Annotated in this window: 17 protein-coding genes; 9 read left to right on the forward strand and 8 right to left on the reverse strand. The window is 71.4% G+C overall.

What is annotated here, in order from left to right; all coding sequences use genetic code 11:
- Positions 1-127 precede the first annotated feature (127 nt).
- From Q8S40_RS12485 to tldD, 3 genes are read left to right on the forward strand one after another with little or no spacing between them, the layout of a single operon-like run.
- Positions 128-1,225 carry a COX15/CtaA family protein gene (locus Q8S40_RS12485; RefSeq protein ID WP_304814251.1) on the forward strand — a complete coding sequence of 366 codons (1,098 nt, stop codon included), beginning with the start codon at positions 128-130 and terminating at the stop codon, positions 1,223-1,225.
- Positions 1,222-3,456, forward strand: a complete 2,235-nt coding sequence (locus Q8S40_RS12490) for a PAS-domain containing protein (protein ID WP_305670663.1) — start codon at positions 1,222-1,224, stop codon at positions 3,454-3,456. The genes Q8S40_RS12485 and Q8S40_RS12490 overlap by 4 nt, the downstream gene beginning before the upstream one ends.
- A gap of 24 nt (positions 3,457-3,480) precedes the next feature.
- The gene (gene tldD / locus Q8S40_RS12495; RefSeq protein WP_305670664.1) at positions 3,481-4,950 is read left to right on the forward strand and encodes a metalloprotease TldD; all 1,470 of its coding nucleotides are present in this window, start codon (positions 3,481-3,483) and stop codon (positions 4,948-4,950) included.
- Positions 4,951-5,008: 58 nt separating this feature from the next.
- Here the strand turns inward: tldD and Q8S40_RS12500 are convergent, their stop codons facing one another.
- From Q8S40_RS12500 to Q8S40_RS12515, 4 genes are all read right to left on the reverse strand, one after another.
- Positions 5,009-5,617 carry a LysE family translocator gene (locus Q8S40_RS12500; RefSeq protein ID WP_305670665.1) on the reverse strand — a complete coding sequence of 203 codons (609 nt, stop codon included), beginning with the start codon at positions 5,615-5,617 and terminating at the stop codon, positions 5,009-5,011.
- Between the two features lie 96 nt (positions 5,618-5,713).
- Positions 5,714-6,406, reverse strand: a complete 693-nt coding sequence (locus tag Q8S40_RS12505) for a helix-turn-helix transcriptional regulator (RefSeq protein WP_305670666.1) — start codon at positions 6,404-6,406, stop codon at positions 5,714-5,716.
- A gap of 186 nt (positions 6,407-6,592) precedes the next feature.
- The gene (locus Q8S40_RS12510; RefSeq protein ID WP_305670667.1) at positions 6,593-6,796 is read right to left on the reverse strand and encodes a DUF1127 domain-containing protein; all 204 of its coding nucleotides are present in this window, start codon (positions 6,794-6,796) and stop codon (positions 6,593-6,595) included.
- An 81-nt stretch (positions 6,797-6,877) separates the two neighbouring features.
- Entirely contained in the window at positions 6,878-7,546 is a 669-nt protein-coding gene (locus Q8S40_RS12515; protein ID WP_305670668.1) for a hypothetical protein, read from the reverse strand.
- A gap of 86 nt (positions 7,547-7,632) precedes the next feature.
- On the opposite strand from Q8S40_RS12515, the gene Q8S40_RS12520 reads away from it, so the two are divergent.
- Entirely contained in the window at positions 7,633-8,811 is a 1,179-nt protein-coding gene (locus Q8S40_RS12520; RefSeq protein ID WP_305670669.1) for an alanine--glyoxylate aminotransferase family protein, read from the forward strand.
- Between the two features lie 44 nt (positions 8,812-8,855).
- Positions 8,856-9,254, forward strand: coding sequence for an N-acetyltransferase (locus Q8S40_RS12525; RefSeq protein ID WP_305670670.1), 399 nt, complete (start codon positions 8,856-8,858; stop codon positions 9,252-9,254).
- Here Q8S40_RS12525 and Q8S40_RS12530 read toward each other — a convergent pair.
- Genes Q8S40_RS12530 through Q8S40_RS12540 form a run of 3 tightly spaced genes read right to left on the reverse strand, consistent with a single transcriptional unit; the run spans position 9,227 to position 12,601 of the window.
- Entirely contained in the window at positions 9,227-10,486 is a 1,260-nt protein-coding gene (locus Q8S40_RS12530) for a 3-phosphoshikimate 1-carboxyvinyltransferase (RefSeq protein ID WP_305670671.1), read from the reverse strand. The two genes, Q8S40_RS12525 and Q8S40_RS12530, sit on opposite strands and share 28 nt — an antisense overlap.
- Before the next feature lie 2 nt (positions 10,487-10,488).
- Positions 10,489-11,832 (reverse strand): glutamate--cysteine ligase, encoded by a 1,344-nt coding sequence (locus Q8S40_RS12535; protein WP_305670672.1) that lies wholly within the window; start codon positions 11,830-11,832, stop codon positions 10,489-10,491.
- A 49-nt stretch (positions 11,833-11,881) separates the two neighbouring features.
- Complete coding sequence (locus Q8S40_RS12540; protein ID WP_305670673.1) at positions 11,882-12,601, reverse strand: 16S rRNA (uracil(1498)-N(3))-methyltransferase; 720 nt, start codon at positions 12,599-12,601, stop codon at positions 11,882-11,884.
- Positions 12,602-12,630: 29 nt separating this feature from the next.
- Between Q8S40_RS12540 and ubiA the strand changes: the two genes are divergently transcribed.
- Genes ubiA through Q8S40_RS12555 form a run of 3 tightly spaced genes read left to right on the forward strand, consistent with a single transcriptional unit; the run spans position 12,631 to position 14,629 of the window.
- Positions 12,631-13,530 (forward strand): 4-hydroxybenzoate octaprenyltransferase, encoded by a 900-nt coding sequence (ubiA, locus tag Q8S40_RS12545; RefSeq protein WP_305670674.1) that lies wholly within the window; start codon positions 12,631-12,633, stop codon positions 13,528-13,530.
- On the forward strand, positions 13,527-14,195 hold the full coding sequence (locus Q8S40_RS12550) for a methyltransferase (RefSeq protein WP_305670675.1): 669 nt from the start codon (positions 13,527-13,529) through the stop codon (positions 14,193-14,195). Before ubiA ends, Q8S40_RS12550 begins: the two co-directional genes overlap by 4 nt.
- 23 nt (positions 14,196-14,218) lie before the next feature.
- Positions 14,219-14,629 carry a hypothetical protein gene (locus Q8S40_RS12555; RefSeq protein WP_304814263.1) on the forward strand — a complete coding sequence of 137 codons (411 nt, stop codon included), beginning with the start codon at positions 14,219-14,221 and terminating at the stop codon, positions 14,627-14,629.
- Here the strand turns inward: Q8S40_RS12555 and Q8S40_RS12560 are convergent, their stop codons facing one another.
- Positions 14,630-15,886 (reverse strand): c-type cytochrome, encoded by a 1,257-nt coding sequence (locus Q8S40_RS12560; protein ID WP_305670676.1) that lies wholly within the window; start codon positions 15,884-15,886, stop codon positions 14,630-14,632.
- A gap of 69 nt (positions 15,887-15,955) precedes the next feature.
- Between Q8S40_RS12560 and Q8S40_RS12565 the strand changes: the two genes are divergently transcribed.
- Complete coding sequence (locus tag Q8S40_RS12565) at positions 15,956-16,726, forward strand: creatininase family protein (protein ID WP_305670677.1); 771 nt, start codon at positions 15,956-15,958, stop codon at positions 16,724-16,726.
- The last annotated feature ends 168 nt before the right edge of the window (positions 16,727-16,894 follow it).

The following is a 16,894-nucleotide window of genomic DNA, read 5'->3' on the forward strand; positions in this document are numbered from 1 at the left end:
GGGGGGGGGGGGGGGGGCCCTGGGGGGGGGGGGGTAGCAGGGGGCGCCCTGAGCGGCAAGCCGGGCTTGGACAGGTAATCTGCACCACGGATGCTGCGCCCGGCCGCATCGACTTATATAAGGTCTCATGCCCTTCGATCCGCCCCCCCTTCCGCACCCCGCCCCCCAGGCCGCAACCCGTCACAGCCACGCCCGCGCCGTCGCCTTCTGGCTGCTGGGCGTCGCGGGACTCGTCTGGATCATGGTGGCGATCGGCGGCGCCACGCGGCTGACCGGCTCCGGCCTGTCGATCATGGAATGGGCGCCGCTTTCGGGCACGCTGCCGCCGCTGAGCGAGGCGGAATGGCAGCGGCTTTACGACCTTTACCGGACCATCCCGCAATATGCGCTGGTCAACCAGGGCTTCGGGATGGAGGGCTTCAAGCAGATCTTCTGGCTGGAATGGCTGCACCGCTTCTGGGGGCGGCTGATCGGGCTCGCCTATGCCGCGGGCCTCGCCTGGTTCTGGCTGCGCGGGCAGATTCCGGCCGGCAGCAAGCCGCGCCTGCTCGGCCTGCTGGCACTCGGCGGGCTGCAGGGCGCGATCGGCTGGTACATGGTGGCATCCGGCTTCCAGGCGGACCGGACGGAGGTTTCGCCCTATCGGCTGGTCATTCATCTCGGCCTGGCGCTGGTGATTTTCTCCGCCCTGGTCTGGACCGCGCTCGGCCTGCTGCGGCCGCAGGGCTCGGCCCCGGAAGCGGCGCGGCCGGTGCGGCGGATGCTGAAGGTGGCGACCTGGTCCCTGGTGGGCGCCATGCTGGCCGGCGGCTTCGTCGCCGGCATCCGCGCCGGGTTGAGCTTCAACACCTTCCCGCTGATGGATGGCCAGCTTGTGCCGGATGGCTATTGGCTGCTGTCCCCGGCCTGGACCAACCTGACCGCCAATGTCGCCGCCGTGCAGTTCAACCATCGCCTGCTGGCCACCCTGACCGCGCTGATGGCGATCGGTGCCGTCTGGGCCGCGCTGCGCCGCCTGCCGGACGGTGCCGCGCGCCGCGCCGTGCTCGGCTTCGGCGCGGCGGTGGCGCTGCAATATGCGCTGGGCGTGGCGACGCTGGTCTATGTGGTGCCGGTCTCGCTCGGCACGCTGCACCAGGCCGTGGCCGTGCTGGTGCTGGCCACCGCGCTGGTGGCGCTGCATGCCCTGCGGCGGCCGCCCAAAGCCGCGGCCCGGCCGGCGTGAGCAGCGCCCCCGCCACGACATCGGACCTGCTGCCCGCCTTGTTCGCGGCGCTGCCTGTCGCGGTCTCGGTCTATGACGGGGACCATCGCCTCGTGCTGGCGAGTGATGCCAGCTTCCACTGGCATGGGCTGGAGCCCTCCGTCGCGCCGCCGGGCATTCGCCTGCCGGAAATGGTCCGCATCCTGGCCTGGAACGGCGCCTACGGCCCCGGGGATCCGGAGCAGATCACCCGGACCGTCCTAGCGATGGACCGCAGCCGGCCGAGCAGCCGGCTGGTCCGCAGCAAGGCCGGCCGCGTCGGGCTGACGGAAAGCCGCCCGCTGCCCGGCGGCGGCTTCCTGACCTGCACCACCGATGTCACCACCCTGAGCCGCGCCGAGTCCGAATCCGCCGCCCGCGCCCGGCTACTGGAGGTGGTGCTGACCCGCCTGCAGGCCGGCGTCGCGGTGTTCGACGGCGGCATGCAGCTGGCCATCTCCAACCCGGCCTATGAGGGGCTGATCGGCCTGTCCAGCGGCGGCATCCGCTCCGGCATGACGCATCACGACATCCTCCAGCTGCTGGTCGAGCGCGGCGAGATGGACCGCGATGAAGCGACCGAGACGGCGGAGCGCATGGCCCTCGGTCGCTTCCAGCCGGGCAGCCGGCAGCGGCTTCGCCCGAATGGCGACGTGCTGCGCGTCGGCAGCCAGCCGCTGCCGTCCGGCGGCTTCATGATCGAGGTGGATGACGTCACCGCCCTGAAACGCGCGGAACATGAGGCCAGCCGCCGCGCCGCGCTGCTGGATGGCGTGCTGGACGCATTGCCGCATGGCGTCTGCGTCTTCGGCCCGGACCGCCGGGTCGGCCTGTTCAACCGCGCCTACAGCACCATCATGGCGGGCGCCCCCATCGAGGTGGGCCTGCATCTCGAGGATCTGGTCGCCCGCCGCGTGGCGGAGGGTGAGTTCACCGAGGCCGAGGCCGCGCTGGTCCGCCGCCGCCCGGGCGAGACCGGCAGCGACGGCCTGCTGCGCCACATCCGCCCCAATGGCACGGCCGTGGAAAGCCGTGTCGCGCCGCTGCCGGATGGCGGCCATATCGCCGTGGTGACCGACGTCACCGCCCTGCACCGGGCGGAAGGCGAGGCAGTGCGCCGCGCCGAGATGCTGGAGGCGATGCAGGGCTCGATCCGCCAGGGCATCAGCATGTATGGCCCGGACCACCGCCTGCTGATCACCAACAGCCGCACCGAGGCGATGATCGGGCTGCCCCCCGGCTTCCTGAAGCCGGGCCGCCATGTGGATGAGGTGCTCGATGAGCAGGTCCGCAACGGCGAGATCCCGGCCGAGGCCGCGGCGCGCGCCCGCCTGAACGACCGCCGCAAATCCTACCGCTACCATCGCAGCACCCGCGACGGCCGGATGATGGAAATCGCCTCCGACCCGATGGCCGATGGCGGCTTCGTCATGACCTTCAGCGACATGACGGAGGAATACCGCATCCGCGCCGAGCTGGAGGCCGCCCGCGCCGCGGCGGAGGCGGCCTCCGAGGCGAAATCCCGCTTCCTGGCCACGATGAGCCACGAGTTGCGGACCCCGCTGAATGCCGTGATCGGCTATTCCGACGCCCTGGCCGGGGAACGCGACCCGAAACGGCTGGCGGATTATGCGCGGTCCATCAACGAGGCCGGACGCCATTTGCTGCTGCTGATCGACGACATCCTGGACGTGGCGCGCAGCCAGACCGGCGCGCTGGAGATTACCCAGGCACCGATCGAGCTCTCCCCGCTGCTGGCGGCGGCCGGCGCGGCGGTGGCGGAGGAGGCGGAGCGCGCCGGCCTGACCCTCGCCCTGGAGGTGCCGGAGGGCCTGCCGAGCCTGATGGGCGATGCCGGCCGGCTGCACCAGTTGCTGGTGAACCTGCTGTCCAACGCCGCGAAGTTCACCCCCGCCGGCGGCCGCATCACGCTGTCGGCCAAGGTCACCGAAGCGGGGCTGGCGATTCGCGTCACCGATACCGGCATCGGCATCGCGCCGGAGGACCGGGAGCGGGTGTTCGAGCCCTTCACCCAGGTGGATAATTCCCTGTCCCGCCGCTTCCATGGCTCCGGCCTCGGCCTCTACATGGCCCGCACCTTGGCCGAGGCGCTGGGCGGCACGGTGGCGCTGGAGGCGCCGCAAGGGCCGGGCACCGTCGCCGTGCTGCGTTTTCCGGCCTCCGCCCTGATCGATCCGCCCGGCGCGGCGTGAAGCCCGCCTCCGCATACCCATATGATGCGGCACGACACGCCGCCCGCTGACGAAGGATTACCCGTGACCGACGCCCTGGCCGCCACCGATGCGCTGTTCTTCGCCAAGCTGGACCGCGCCGCGGCGGAACGCCTGACCCGCGCCGCCACCGCGGGCGCCGAGGATGGCGAACTGTTCCTCGAGCATCGCGAATCCGAGGCGATCATGCTGGAGGACAGCCGCATCCGCTCCGCCAGCTTCGACGTGACCAGCGGCTTCGGCCTGCGCAGCGTCGCCGGCGAGGCCGCCGGCTACGCCCACGCCGCCGAGATCACCGAGGCCGCGCTGGGCCGCGCGGCAGAGACGGTGAAGGCGGTGGCCGCCGGCCATTTCGGCACACTGGATGTCGGCCCGCGCGCCACCAACACGCAGCTCTATTCCGAGCTGAACCCGCTCTCCGCCATGGAATTCGCCACCAAGACGGAAATGCTGGCGGAGATCGACGCCTACGCCCGCGCCCGCGACCCGCGGGTGAAGCAGGTGATGGCCTCCGTCTTCGGCGAATGGCAGGCGGTGCAGATCCTGCGCCCGGATGGCTCCCGCGTGGCGGATCTGCGCCCGCTGGTGCGGCTGAACGTCTCAGTGGTGGTGGAATCGAACGGGCGGCGGGAGACCGGCAGCACCGGCACCGGCGGCCGCTTCGCCTATGAGCGGGTGCTGAACGCCGCCACCTGGAAGGCGGCGGTGGAGGAGGCGCTGCGCCAGGCGCTGCTAAACCTCGACAGCGTCCCGGCCCCGGCCGGGGAGATGGAGGTGGTGCTCGGCCCGGGCTGGCCCGGCATCCTGCTGCACGAAGCCATCGGCCATGGGCTGGAGGGCGACTTCAATCGCAAAAAGACCAGCGCCTTCGCCGGCCTGCTCGGCCAGCGCATCGCCTCGCCGGGTGTGACCGTGGTGGATGACGGCACCATGCCGGACCGCCGCGGCAGCCTGACGGTGGATGACGAGGGCACGCCGTCGGGCCGCACCACGCTGATCGAGGATGGCATCCTGGTGGGCTTCCTGCAGGACCGGCAGAACGCGAGGCTGATGGGCGTCGCACCCACCGGCAATGGCCGCCGCCAATCCCACGCCCATATCCCAATGCCGCGCATGACCAACACCGTGATGCTGAATGGCGACCGCGACCCGGGCGAGATCCTGGCCAGCGTGAAGCGCGGCATCTATGCGGTGAATTTCGGCGGCGGCCAGGTGGACATCACCTCCGGCAAATTCGTCTTCTCCGCCTCCGAGGCCTACCTGATCGAGGATGGCCGGATCGGCGCGCCGGTGAAGGGCGCGACGCTGATCGGCAACGGGCCGGATGCGCTGACCAAGGTGGCGATGGTCGGCAATGACATGGCGCTGGATGCCGGCATCGGCACCTGCGGCAAGCAGGGCCAGGGCGTGCCGGTCGGTGTCGGCCAGCCGACCTTGAAGATGACGGGGCTGACCATCGGCGGCACCGCCGTGTGAGAACCAGCGGGACCGCCGTTTGATTACCGGCGGGACCGCCGTGTGAGGATGCCGGCCCTCAGGCCGGCGGGCGACGCGCGAAAGCCAGGCCGAGGCCCAGCGCGATCATCGCCCCACCCGAGGCCTGCCGCAGGCGGCTGATCAAGGCAGGTCGTGCGGCCGCGCCTTCGCGGATGCCACCCGCCGCGAAGGCCACCACGATGTCTGCCAGGGTATTGAGCGCGACCGAGACGAAGCCCAGGACCACGAACTGCAACGCGACCTGGCCCGCGCCGGAATCGACGAACTGCGGCACGAAGGCCAGGAAGAAGGCCGCCGTCTTCGGGTTCAGCGCCTCGACCAGCACGCCTTCCCGGAACGCCCGCCGTGCCCCGATCGGCGGTGCCACCGCGCCACCGGCAAGGCCGGCCGGCATGTCCCGGCGCGCCGCCTGGATGGTGCGGATTCCGAGCCAGACGAGATAGGCCGCCCCAACCAGCTTGAGCGCGGTGAACAGCTCCGCGCTCGCCAGCACGATGGCCGAGATCCCCAGGCTGCCCGCCAGCACATGGACCATGCCGCCGAGGCCGGTGCCGAAGCTGGAGGCCACACCCTCCGCCCGCCCACCGGCCCGTGTGCGTGCCGCGACATAGAAGATGCCTGGACCGGGCGTGATGGCGAGCAGCAATGCTGCGGCGACCTACAGGGCGAACTGGGTCGGATCGATCATGGGTTCATGTCACTATGCCATCCGCCCCCCGGCGCCCAGTCTCCGGTGCCGTGTTCAGCCCAGTTCGATCCCGAAGGCCTGGCGCAGCCCCGCCTCCCCCGCCCGCGTCACCAGCACGGCGCGGGATTGCGGCACCCGCTTCACCCAGCCCAGTTCGAAGCAGCGCGCGCAGAGCGCCGCACCCAGACCGCCGGCCAGATGATGGCGCCGCTCGCTCCAATCCAGGCAGGGGCGGCAGAAGGCGCGGCGCGATCCGCCCGGCTCGGGGATGATCCCGAAACCGGTAAGGAAATCCTGCCCGGCCGGGGTCACCGCACCGCCATCGGTGGCCAGTTCCACCTGGCCGCGCGCGGCCATCGCCTCCGCAATCGCCACGCCCAGCCGCCCGGCCAGATGGTCGTAGCAGGTGCGGGCGCGCCGCATCGCGGCGTCCGCCGGGCCGATGCGGCGCGGCAGGGCGGGTGGTGGCGCGGCGCCGGCCACCTGCATGATCGCCTCCAGCATCCGCGCCACCGCCGGGCTGGCCAGCCGGTGGTAGCGGTGCCGGCCCTGGCGCTCCATCGCCAGCAGGCCAGCGGCAGACAGCCGCGCCAGATGGCCGCTGGCGGTCTGGGCGGTGATGCCGGCGACGCTCGCCAACTCACCCGCCGTCAGGGCGCGGCCATCCATCAGCGCGTTCAGCATGCAGGCGCGGGCGGGGTCGCCCACCAGGGCGGCGGTCTCGGCCATGGCGGCGTTGCTGGACATCGGCTTCTCCCGTTTCCGGCCCGAGCATGGGGAAGGCGCGTCCCGCATGCTTCGGCCGCGGCCGAACTGTGCGGCAATCCCGGCTAAAGCATTTTCCAGTTCGGCGGAATCGCCTGACCGCTTGGAAAATGCGCGAGAATAGGCAGCTAGACCGGTTGCCGTGAGCCAAGGCGAACGGAAAACGGTCTAGGCACGCCAGCAGGGCTTGCGCGCCTCGCGCCCGGCCTCGCCCGCGGTCAGGCCCAGGTCGCGCCGCAGATGCGCGTCCAGCTCACCCAGCGCCGCGCGGGTGCGATGCCGCCGGCAGCACAGTGCCAGCCAGCGCAGCATTCCGCGCCAGATGGCGGCAGGACGGCGCGGCGCGGGCGCCGGCCAGGTGGGGATGGGCATGAAAAGCGGCTCCGTGCGTGCGCCGCCACCCTGCCGCCATCCGGAAACCCGCTGCTTCGGCCGCGGCCGAAAGCGAAAAACTCAGCCGCGCGCACCCTCCGGCCCGATATGCCGCGCCAGCGCCGACCGCCACTGCTCCGTATCCCCGGCATGGTCGGTCGCATCCGGCTCCAGGATCGCCAGCGGGAAGCCGGCGCGGCGCGCGTCATCCGTGATGCGGTGCGCGTAGGCGACGAAGAGCAGGCTGTTGCCCTCCGGCCCGAACACCGCCTCCACCGCCGCCGCCATCTCGCGCATGCGCTGGGCGGTCAGGCGGAAATCCATCGGCTGCGGCGCGCCGTGGCGCACGCGATCCAGGTTGTTCTGGGTGTTGGAGAGGATGAACACGCGCCGTTCCAGCGAGCGCAGCGCCAGCATCCGCGCCCAGCGCCGGTCCAGCCGCTCGGCCAATGCGGCGAACTCGGTCGCATCCTCCACCGGGTCATGCCACAGCCACACCCCATGCCGCGCCCAGAAGGGCCGCTTTGCCGGCAGCAGCTCCGCCCCTGCGGGCGGCACCCGGACCGGGCCACGCAGCCAACGCGCCGCGGCACCTGGCGGGGCCAGGCACCAATCGAAGGGCAGCGCGCGCAATTCCATGCCCGGGTCCAGCCGGTCCCGCAGCAGGGGCACATTCAGGCTGATATGCCGCGCCGTCTGGCAGGAGGAACCGAGGCTGATCACCGCCGCGCGCGGGCCGATCAGGGACATGCATCACACCCTTCGCCGTGGCTTTCCTTTTGGCGATTTTGCGCGGAGAAGGATAGCGGGGCCGGAACCCCGGGGAGACAAGGCAGATGACACCGCGCGGCCGCCATTTCTTCGCCAATCCAGGCCCGACCAACATCCCGGACAGCATCCAGCAGGCAGTCAGCCACCACACGGTGGACTTCAACGGCCCGGATTTCCTCGAAGTCTATGATGCCTGCCTGGAGGGCCTGAAGCGCGTGCTGCGGACGCAGCAGCATCTGTTAATGTACACCGGCACCGGCCATGCGGCGTGGGAAGCCACGCTGGTCAACCTGCTCTCGCCCGGCGACCGCATCCTGGTGATCGAGACCGGGCATTTCTCCGAAGCCTGGGGCCGCATGGCCGCCGATCTCGGCATCGAGGTCCAGGTCCTGGCCGCCGATTGGCGCCGCGGCCTGGATTACGCGGATCTCGCCGATGCGCTGGCGGCCGATACCGGCCACGCCATCAAGGCGGTCTGCGCCGTGCACAACGAGACCTCCACCGGCATGACGCTGGACCTGCCGCGCATCCGCGCCACGCTGGATGCGGCCAGGCACCCGGCGCTGCTGCTGGCGGACATCATATCCTCCCTCGGCTCCATCGAGTTCCGCTTCGACGATTGGGGCATCGATGCCGCGGTGGGCGGCAGCCAGAAGGGGCTGATGCTGCCGGTGGGGTTTTCCTTCTCCGGCGTGTCGGACAAGGCGATGGCGGCGCACAAGGCCAGCGCCTTCCCGAAGCACTATTTCAACTGGACGACGATGCTGACGCGGCGCCACCGCAGCTTCATCGGCACCGTGCCGATCGCGCTGATCTATGGGCTGCGGGAGGCGCTGCGCCTGATCGAGCAGGAGGAAGGTTTTGACAATGTCCTGGCCCGGCATGCGCGGCTGGCCGAGGCAACCCGCCGCTGCGTGCGGCATTGGGCGGGCAATAGCGGCCCGCAGCTTTACTGCCTCTCGCCCGACCGGGTCTCCGATTCGGTCACCTCCGTGCTGATGCCGGAGGGGCATGATGCCGAGGCGCTGCGCCGGCGCGTCGGCACGCTGAACGTGGCGCTCGGCACCGGCCTGTCGCGGCTGAACGGCAAGGTGTTCCGCATCGGCCATCTGGGCGACCTGAACGAGCCGATGCTGCTCGGCACGCTGGCCTCGACCGAGATCGGCCTGCGGCTGCAGGGCGTGCCGCATGCGGGCGGCGGGGTGGAGGCGGCGATCGCCTATCTGGCGGAAACGGCGCCCTGATCCGCCGCGCCACCCCGGCGGAAGCCCCTGCGCTGGCCGCGCTGGTGGAGCGCGCCTATGCGCCCTGGGTGCCGGTGACCGGCGCCCGGCCGCTGCCCATGGATGACGACTACGCCGCGCGCTGCGAGGCCGGCCAGGCCTTCGTGCTGATGCAGGACGGCGACCTGGCCGGGCTGATCGTGCTGATGGATTTCCCTAGGCATCTTTGGATCGACAATGTCGCGGTGGAGCCGGCCTTGAAAGGCCAGGGCCTCGGCCGCGCACTGATGGCCTTCGCCGAGGCCGAGGCGCGGAAGCGCGGCCTGCCCGAATTGCGGCTGCTGACCAATGCGCGGATGACAGCCAACATCGCGCTGTATGCCCGCCTCGGCTTCACCGAGACGGAGCGGCGGGAGGAGAAGGGCCGCGCGCGGGTCTATATGGCGAAGCCGCTTTCCGGCTGAAGCGCGACGCCGAGGCCCGCCAGATCCCGCCAGTAATCCGGATAGGTCTTCGCGACACAGCCAGGGTCCAGGATGGTCACGCCCGGCACAAGCAACCCCACCAGCGCCAGGCTCATCGCGATGCGGTGGTCGGCATAGCACTCGATCCGCGCCGGCCGGAAGGCTGCCAGCGGCTGCGGTGTCACCACCAGATCGTCGCCCTCCTCCACCGCCAGGCCGGGGGCGAGGCGCGACAATTCGGTGGCCATTGCCGCCACCCGGTCGCATTCCTTCACCCGCAGATTGGCGATGCCGGTGAAGCGCACCGGCGTCGCGTTGAAGGCGGCGAGTGCGGCCAGCGTCGGCACCGCATCCTGCATCTGGGAGCCTTCGATCTCCTCCGGCAGGTTCGGGAAGGCGCGGATCAGGGCATGCGCCTTGGCATCCGGCTGGGTGAAATCCGCCGCGGCGATGCCGAGGTCGATGGCGCCGCCGGTCAGCATCTCCGCCGCCCAGAGATAGGTCGCGGCCGAGGCATCGGGCTCCACATGCAGATCGGCCGCGCGATATCCGCCGGGCTGGACCACCCAGGACGCGCCGCCCTCCTGCTCCACCACCGCGCCGAAGCGGCGCATGGCCGCGACCGTCAGGTCGATATAGCCGCGCGCGCCGATCGCATCGCCCGCCAGCGAAACCCGCACCGGCCGCGTGCCGCAGGCCGCCAGCATCAGCAGGGCGGAGACATATTGGCTGGACAACCCGGCATCCACCGTCACCGCCGTGCCATCGAAGCCCCCCCTGCCCTGCACCGTCACCGGCGGGCAGCCGGTGGGCGCGGAGGCCTCGACCCCGAGTGACGCCAGCGCGGCCAGCAGCGGCGCGATCGGCCGCTTCTGCATATGCGCATCGCCAGTCAGCACCACCGGCCCATCGGCCAGCGCCGCCGCCGCGGTCAGGAAGCGCGTCGCGGTGCCGGCATTGCCGAGGAACACCGGCGCATTTGGCGCGCGCAACCGGCCGCTGCCGGTCACCACGAAGCTGGTTGCGTCCGGCTCCTCCACCGTTACGCCCATCGCCCGCAGGGCGCCGGCCATGTGCCGCGTATCGTCGCTTTTCAGCGCGCCGGTGATGCGGCTGGTGCCGCGCGCCAGCGCCGCCAGCAGCAGCGCCCGGTTGGTGATGGATTTCGACCCCGGCGGCGCCACGCGGCCCCGCAGCGGCCGGTCCGGCGGGAGGATGGTCAGTGCCGACACGGTCAGGCCTCGGCTTCCGCGAAGATGCGGGAGACGTCGCCACCCCAGGCCGTCTCCCAGCGCTGCAACCAGCGCTCCGCCTGCGTCACGCCGGATTCCGCGATCTCGGACAGCGGTGCCAGATACACCTCCTCCCCCAGGCCACGCGCCTTCAACCCCTCACGCGAGATCGCCACCGCATCGCGCGCGATGGCCTGCAAGGTGCGGCCGCGGATGCTGGCGGCCAGGCCCTGCTTCGGCACGGCATTCCGCAGCAGCTTCATCTCCTCCACCGTCCAGCCACGGATCAGGCTGGCTGCCGCCTTCTGGGAGGCGTCGTCATACAGCAGGCCGGTCCAGAAGGCGGGCTTGGCCATCAGCATCGCGGGACTGCCGGCATCCGCGCCACGCATTTCCAGGAAGCGCTTGAGGCGGACATCGGTGAAGACCGTGGTCACATGGTCCGCCCAGTCGCCCATCGTGGCCTCATGCCCGGCCAGCTTCTCCGCACGGCCTTCCAGGAAGGCGCGGAAGGACATGCCGGCGGCGTCGATGTACTGGCCGTCGCGCATGATGAAATACATCGGCACGTCCAGCACGAATTCGGCGAATCGCTCGAAGCCGAAGCCCTGTTCGAACACCACGGCCGGGATGCCGGTCCGGTCCGGGTCGGTATCCGTCCAGACCCGCCCGCGCAGCGTCAGCAGGCCGGAGGGCTTGCCCTCGATGAAGGGAGAATTGGCGAACAGCGCGGTGGCCAGCGGCTGCAAGGCGAGGCTGACGCGCAGCTTCTCCACCATGTCGGACTCATCGCCGAAATCGAGGTTCACCTGCACCGTGCAGGTGCGCAGCATCATATCCAGGCCCATGCCGCCCACCATCGGCATGTAGCGCCGCATGATGGCGTAGCGGCCCTTCGGCATCCAGGGCATCTCCTCCCGCGTCGCCAGCGGGTGGAAGCCGAGCGGCGCGAAGCCGAGTCCGAGGGGACCGGCCACCTCATGCACCTCCCGCAGATGGTCGCCGAGCTCGACGCGGGTCGCGTGCAGGTCTTCCATCGGCGCGCCGGACAATTCGAACTGCCCACCCGGCTCCAGGCTGACGGAGCCGCCATCCCGCTTCAGGCCGATGACATTGCCGGAGTCGAGAATCGGCTCCCAGCCCTTGCCCTGAAGCCCCTCCAGCATCGCCTTGATGCCGCGTGGCTCATAGGGCGGTGCCGCGAAGCCCGCCCGGGCGAATCCGAACTTCTCGTGCTCCGTGCCGATCCGCCAGCCAGCCTTCGGCTTGCTGCCCGCCGCAAACCACTCGGCCAATTGGCGCGTGGAGGTGATCGGCGTCAGATCGGCCTCGCCGGGGTTCGACATGCGGTGCGTTCTCTTCCTGGCGTCCAGCCGGGGCGGGTGCCCCGTCCGATTAGGCCCAATCGCCCAGCAGCGCCTGCAGCGCCGCGAGGCCGGCCACGGCCGCGGTCTCGGCCCGGAGGATCCGGGGCCCGAGCGCGGCCGGCACTACAAAGGGCCGCCGGCGCAGGTCGTCAAGCTCCGGGCCCATGAAGCCCCCCTCCGGCCCCACCAGCAAAGCGAGCGGCGCGCCCGGCGGCAGCGACAAGGCGCGGGCCGGAGCCGCCACGCTGCGCTCCATCGCGACCACCAGCGGCGCCCCGTCCCACGCATCCAGCACGCGGTGCAACGGCGCGGCTTCCGCCACCTGTGGCACGGAAAACCGTTCGCATTGCTCGGCCGCGCCGCGGGCGATGGCGGACAGGCGGGCGGCATTGGCGCGGTCCGCCACGGTGCGGCGGGTCAGCACCGGCTGGACCAGCGTGGCGCCCAGCTCCGTCGCCTTCTCCACCACCCAATCCATCGCATCCCGCTTCAGCGCGGCGACCAGCAGGCGGCATTCGGGCTCCGCCACCGGGGGGCGGATCTGCGCTTCCACCGCGAATCGGGCGCGGTCCTTGCGGATCGACTCGATCCGGGCATCCCATTCGCCGTTGCGGGGGTTGAACAGCCGCACGGCATCGCCCGGGCCACGGCGCAGCACCGTGCCGATGTGATGCGCCTGGCCGGGCGCGGCTTCCAACACCAGCCCCTCGGCCAGCGTGTCGTCCAGATACAGGCGAGGGATGGACATCCGGGACCTCCGCGGACAGGTATTAGGCCATGACAGGCTGGACCGATATCCGCGCTTCCGGCTGGGTGGCCCGCCTGCCCCCCGGCTGGCGCCCCTATGCGCTGCTGGGCCGGTTCGACCGGCCGATCGGCGCCTGGCTGCTGCTGTTGCCGGGCTTTTGGGCCTTTGCCATGGCGGCGCCGGGCTGGGCGGAGGGATTTCGGCTGGCGCTGCTGTTCACGCTGGGCGCCTTCGCCATGCGGGCGGCGGGCTGCGTGGTGAATGACCTGTGGGACCGCGACCTGGACCGGCAGGTGGAACGCACGCGCGGCCGTCCACTGGCCGCTGGCACCGTCACGCCATTGCAGGCGCTGGTCTTCCTCGCGGCGCTCTGCCTGGTCGGGCTGCTGGTGCTGGTGCAGCTGCCGCTGGCGGCGGTCTATGTGGGCCTCGGCTCGCTGCTGCTGATCGCGCTGTATCCGCTGGCCAAAAGGGTGACGGATTGGCCGCAGGCGGTGCTGGGCCTGGTGTTCTCCTGGGCCGCGCCCACCGGCTATGCGGCGGCGACGGGCGGGCTGGATTGGCCGGCGCTGGCGCTGTGGGCGGCAGGGTTTTTCTGGATTTTCGGCTACGATACGATTTACGCCCATCAGGACCGGGAGGATGACGCGAAGGTCGGCGTCCGCAGCTCCGCGCTGCGGCTCGGTGGCGGCACGGCGCGGTTCCTGACCTTCTGCTACGTAACGATGATGGGACTGCTTGTGCTGGCGGGGCTGCTCGCCGGCCTGTCCTGGCCCTTCCTGCCGGCGCTGCTGCTGCCGGCGGCGCTGCTGGCGCGCCAGGTGCTGACGCTGGATATCGACGACCCCGCCCGCTGCCTGATGCTGTTCAAGTCGAACCGCGAGGTCGGCTTCGCCATCGCCCTCGCCTTCCTGGCCGGCAGGCTGTGAGCGCGGCGGAGGATTTCATCCTCGCCCATACCGCGATCGCGCACCCCTCCCTGGTGCCGGAGCTGCGCCTGCATCTGGCCACCGAGATCACGCCCATCTGGCAAGCGACGGAAAGCTGGCTGGCGCAGGAAGGCATCGAGCCGCCCTTCTGGGCCTTCGCCTGGCCCGGCGGCCAGGCTTTGGCGCGCACGGTGCTGGACCAGCCGGCGCTGGTCGCCGGCAAGCGCGTGCTGGATTTCGCCGCCGGCTGCGGCATCGGCGCCATCGCCGCCGCGCTGGCCGGCGCCGCCAGCGTCGAGGCGGCGGAGATCGATCCGCTGGCGCTCGCCGCCACCCGGATCAACGCGGCGCTGAACGGCGTGGCGGTGGCAACGCCGGAGGGCGATGTGGTCGGCAGCCCCTGCCGATGGGACCTGATCCTCGCCGGGGATGTCTGCTACGAGGCGCCGATGACCGCCCATATCCTGCCCTGGCTGCGCGAAATGGCGGGTGCCGGCGCGGAGGTCTGGATCGCCGATCCGGGCCGCGCCTACCTGCCGGTGGCCGGCATGGAATTGCTCTCCACCCATCTGGTGCCGACGACGCGGGAGCTGGAGGACCGGGACACCCGTCAGGTCACTATCCACCGCCTGCTGCCCGATCTCGTCGCCCTCAATCTGCCTTAAGCCTGCGCTGTCATGCTGCCGCCATGCGCGCCCTTCTGATCCTGCTGACCCTGCTCCTCGCGCTGCCAGCGGCGGCGCAGACGCAGCGCCAATATGACAGCCAGGGAAGGTCCACCGGCCGGGCGGAAACCCGCGGCGACACCACGCGGTACTATGACAGCCAGGGCCGCAGCGCCGGGCGCAGCGAGACGCGCGGCGGCGTGACGCGGCATTATGATGCGCAGGGCCGCACCACGGGCCGCAGCGAACAGCGCGGCGGCACGCAGCGGCACTATGACCAGCAAGGTCGGTCCACCGGCCGCAGCGAATACCGCGACACCACGCGGCGGGACTACGATTCCCGCGGCCGCAGCCAGGGCCGTGCGGAACAGCGGGGCGATACCACCCGCTTCTATGACAGCCAGGGCCGCAGCACGGGACGGGTGCAGAAGTAGCTACCGCGTCGCGGCCTCCAGGAAATCCAGCAGCGCGTCCAGCTCCTCCGCATTGCCCACGGTCTGGATCGGCATGCGGGTTCCGGGCGTCACCACATCCGGCCCGCGGGTGAACAGATCGCCCACCGTCTCCCGCGTCCAGGTGATGTCGCCCCGGGCGAGGCGCTCGGAGTAGGTGTAGCCGGGCAGCGTGCCCATGCGACGGCCGAATATGCCGTACAGATGCGGCCCGGCCATTGGCGGCGCCGCCGCATCCAGCGCGTGGCAGGCGGCGCAGGCGCGGAAGACCTGGGCGCCCTGCGGATGCAGGCCGGCGGGAATGGTCTCGGCAGCGGGACCCTCCACCGGCCCCATCGGACGGCCGGTGGCCGCATTCCAGCGCCGCACCCGGCGATCCGTGCCGCCCGTCCACAGGCTGGCCCCATCCGCCGCCCAGGCCACCGACCACACCGGCAGGCCCGGGCCTTCCAGCGTATGGCGCAGCCGCAGCGACGCCACCTCCCACACGGTTACGCTGCCGCCGAGGCCGGCCGCCGCGATCTGCGTGCCGTCCGGCGATGCGGCCAAGGCCACGATCGGCCGCGCCCCAGCCTGCACCGCGCGCAGGCTGCCATCCGGCCCGACCAGCCGCAGCTCGCCCTCCGCCCCGCCCACCGCCAGCACGCCGCCGGGCAGCGCCACCAGGGCGTTCAGGGGAAGCCCGAATTCGGCGAGCGTCAGCGGCGCCTCCCCCTCCGTCCAAGCCCGCAGCGTGCCGTCGAAGCCCGCCGTCGCCACCAGCCCGTCGCTGCGGAAGGCCACCGCATTCACCTGGCCCTGATGCCCTTCCAGCACCCGAACCGGCGCGCCGCCGGAAAGGTCCCAGACCCGCGCCGTGCCGTCCCAGGATGCCGAGGCCAAGCGCCCGCCAGCCGCCGCCAGCCCCGCCACCGGCCCCCGATGCCCGGTCAGCACCCGCAGCGGTTCCGGCCCGGGGCGAGGCGGCCACAGCGCCACCAGCCCATCCTCCCCGCTGCTGGCCAGCATCCCGCCCGGCAGCGCCGCCAGCGCATTCACCGCGCCCTGGTGCCAGCGCAGCACGCCGCGCGCCCGCTGCCCGCCTGGCTCCCACAGGATGATCGCCTGGTCGAAGCCGGCCGAGGCCACCCCGCCATCCGGCGCCACCGCCAGCGCCCGCACCGGGCCGCCATGCACCGCCTCCTGCGCGGCGGCGGGGGCGGAAAACAGCAAGGCGAGGAGGATCGGAACAAAGCGCATGCCCTACAGGATGGCGCCTCCGCGCCGCTGGTCTAGCCTGTGCCGGCAACCAGACGGGAATGTGCGGGGATGACGAGCGATATTGCCGAGGACGTGTTCTGGGCGCGGCTGACCGCCGCCGAGATCCAGGCGCGCGCGACGCCGGAGACGGTGGTGCTGATCCCCGTCGCCTCCACCGAGCAGCATGGCCCGCATCTGGCGGTCGGCGTCGATACGGTGCTGGCCGGCGCGGTGGCGGAACGCACGGCGCGGCGCCTGCTGGCCCGCGGCACGCCGGCGCTGGTCACTCCCACCATCTGGTCGGGCCTCGCCGAGCACCACATGGATTTCGGCGGCACCATGACGCTGGATCTGGCCACTTTCTCCGCCCTGGTCGGCGGCATCGCCCGCAGCGTGGCGCGGCACGGCTTCCGCCGCATCGCGCTGGTCAACGGCCATGGCGGCAACACCGAGGCGATCGGCAGCGCCGCCATCGAGCTCACCCGCAGCCTCGGCGTGCCGGTGGTGGGGCTGACCTATTGGCTGGCCAATGCTGACACCTTCGCCGCGATCCTGGAGGACCAGCCCAACGTCATGCATGCCTGCGAGGCCGAGACCTCCATGATGATGGCCCTCGCCCCCGACTGCGTGCGGACAGACCGCATCGAGGCCGCCGTGCCGAAGCGCTTCGCGCCCCCCGCCCCGCCCGGCTTCAAGCGCAGCCGGCCCTTTGCCGAGATGACCGATACGGGCGTCATCGGCGACCCGCGCCGCGCCAGCGCGGAGAAGGGGGAGCGGTTGCTGGAGGCCGCGGCGAAGCGACTTTCGGAGGAGCTGGCCCGGCCCGAGATGTGGGGCTAGGCTCAGGACCCATTAATCGCTTGCTTCGACGCGGCGGCTCATGATTCTGGATGTGGCGGAGGTCCCGCCATGTCCGCACTGCCCTTCCTGCTGACGCTCACCCAGATGCGTCGCCTGTCGCCCCACTTCCCGCGCTCGCACGGCGTGCCGCGGGTGGATGACCGCCGG

The sequence above is a fragment of the Falsiroseomonas sp. genome (assembly GCF_030695085.1).
GTDB lineage: Bacteria > Pseudomonadota > Alphaproteobacteria > Acetobacterales > Acetobacteraceae > Falsiroseomonas.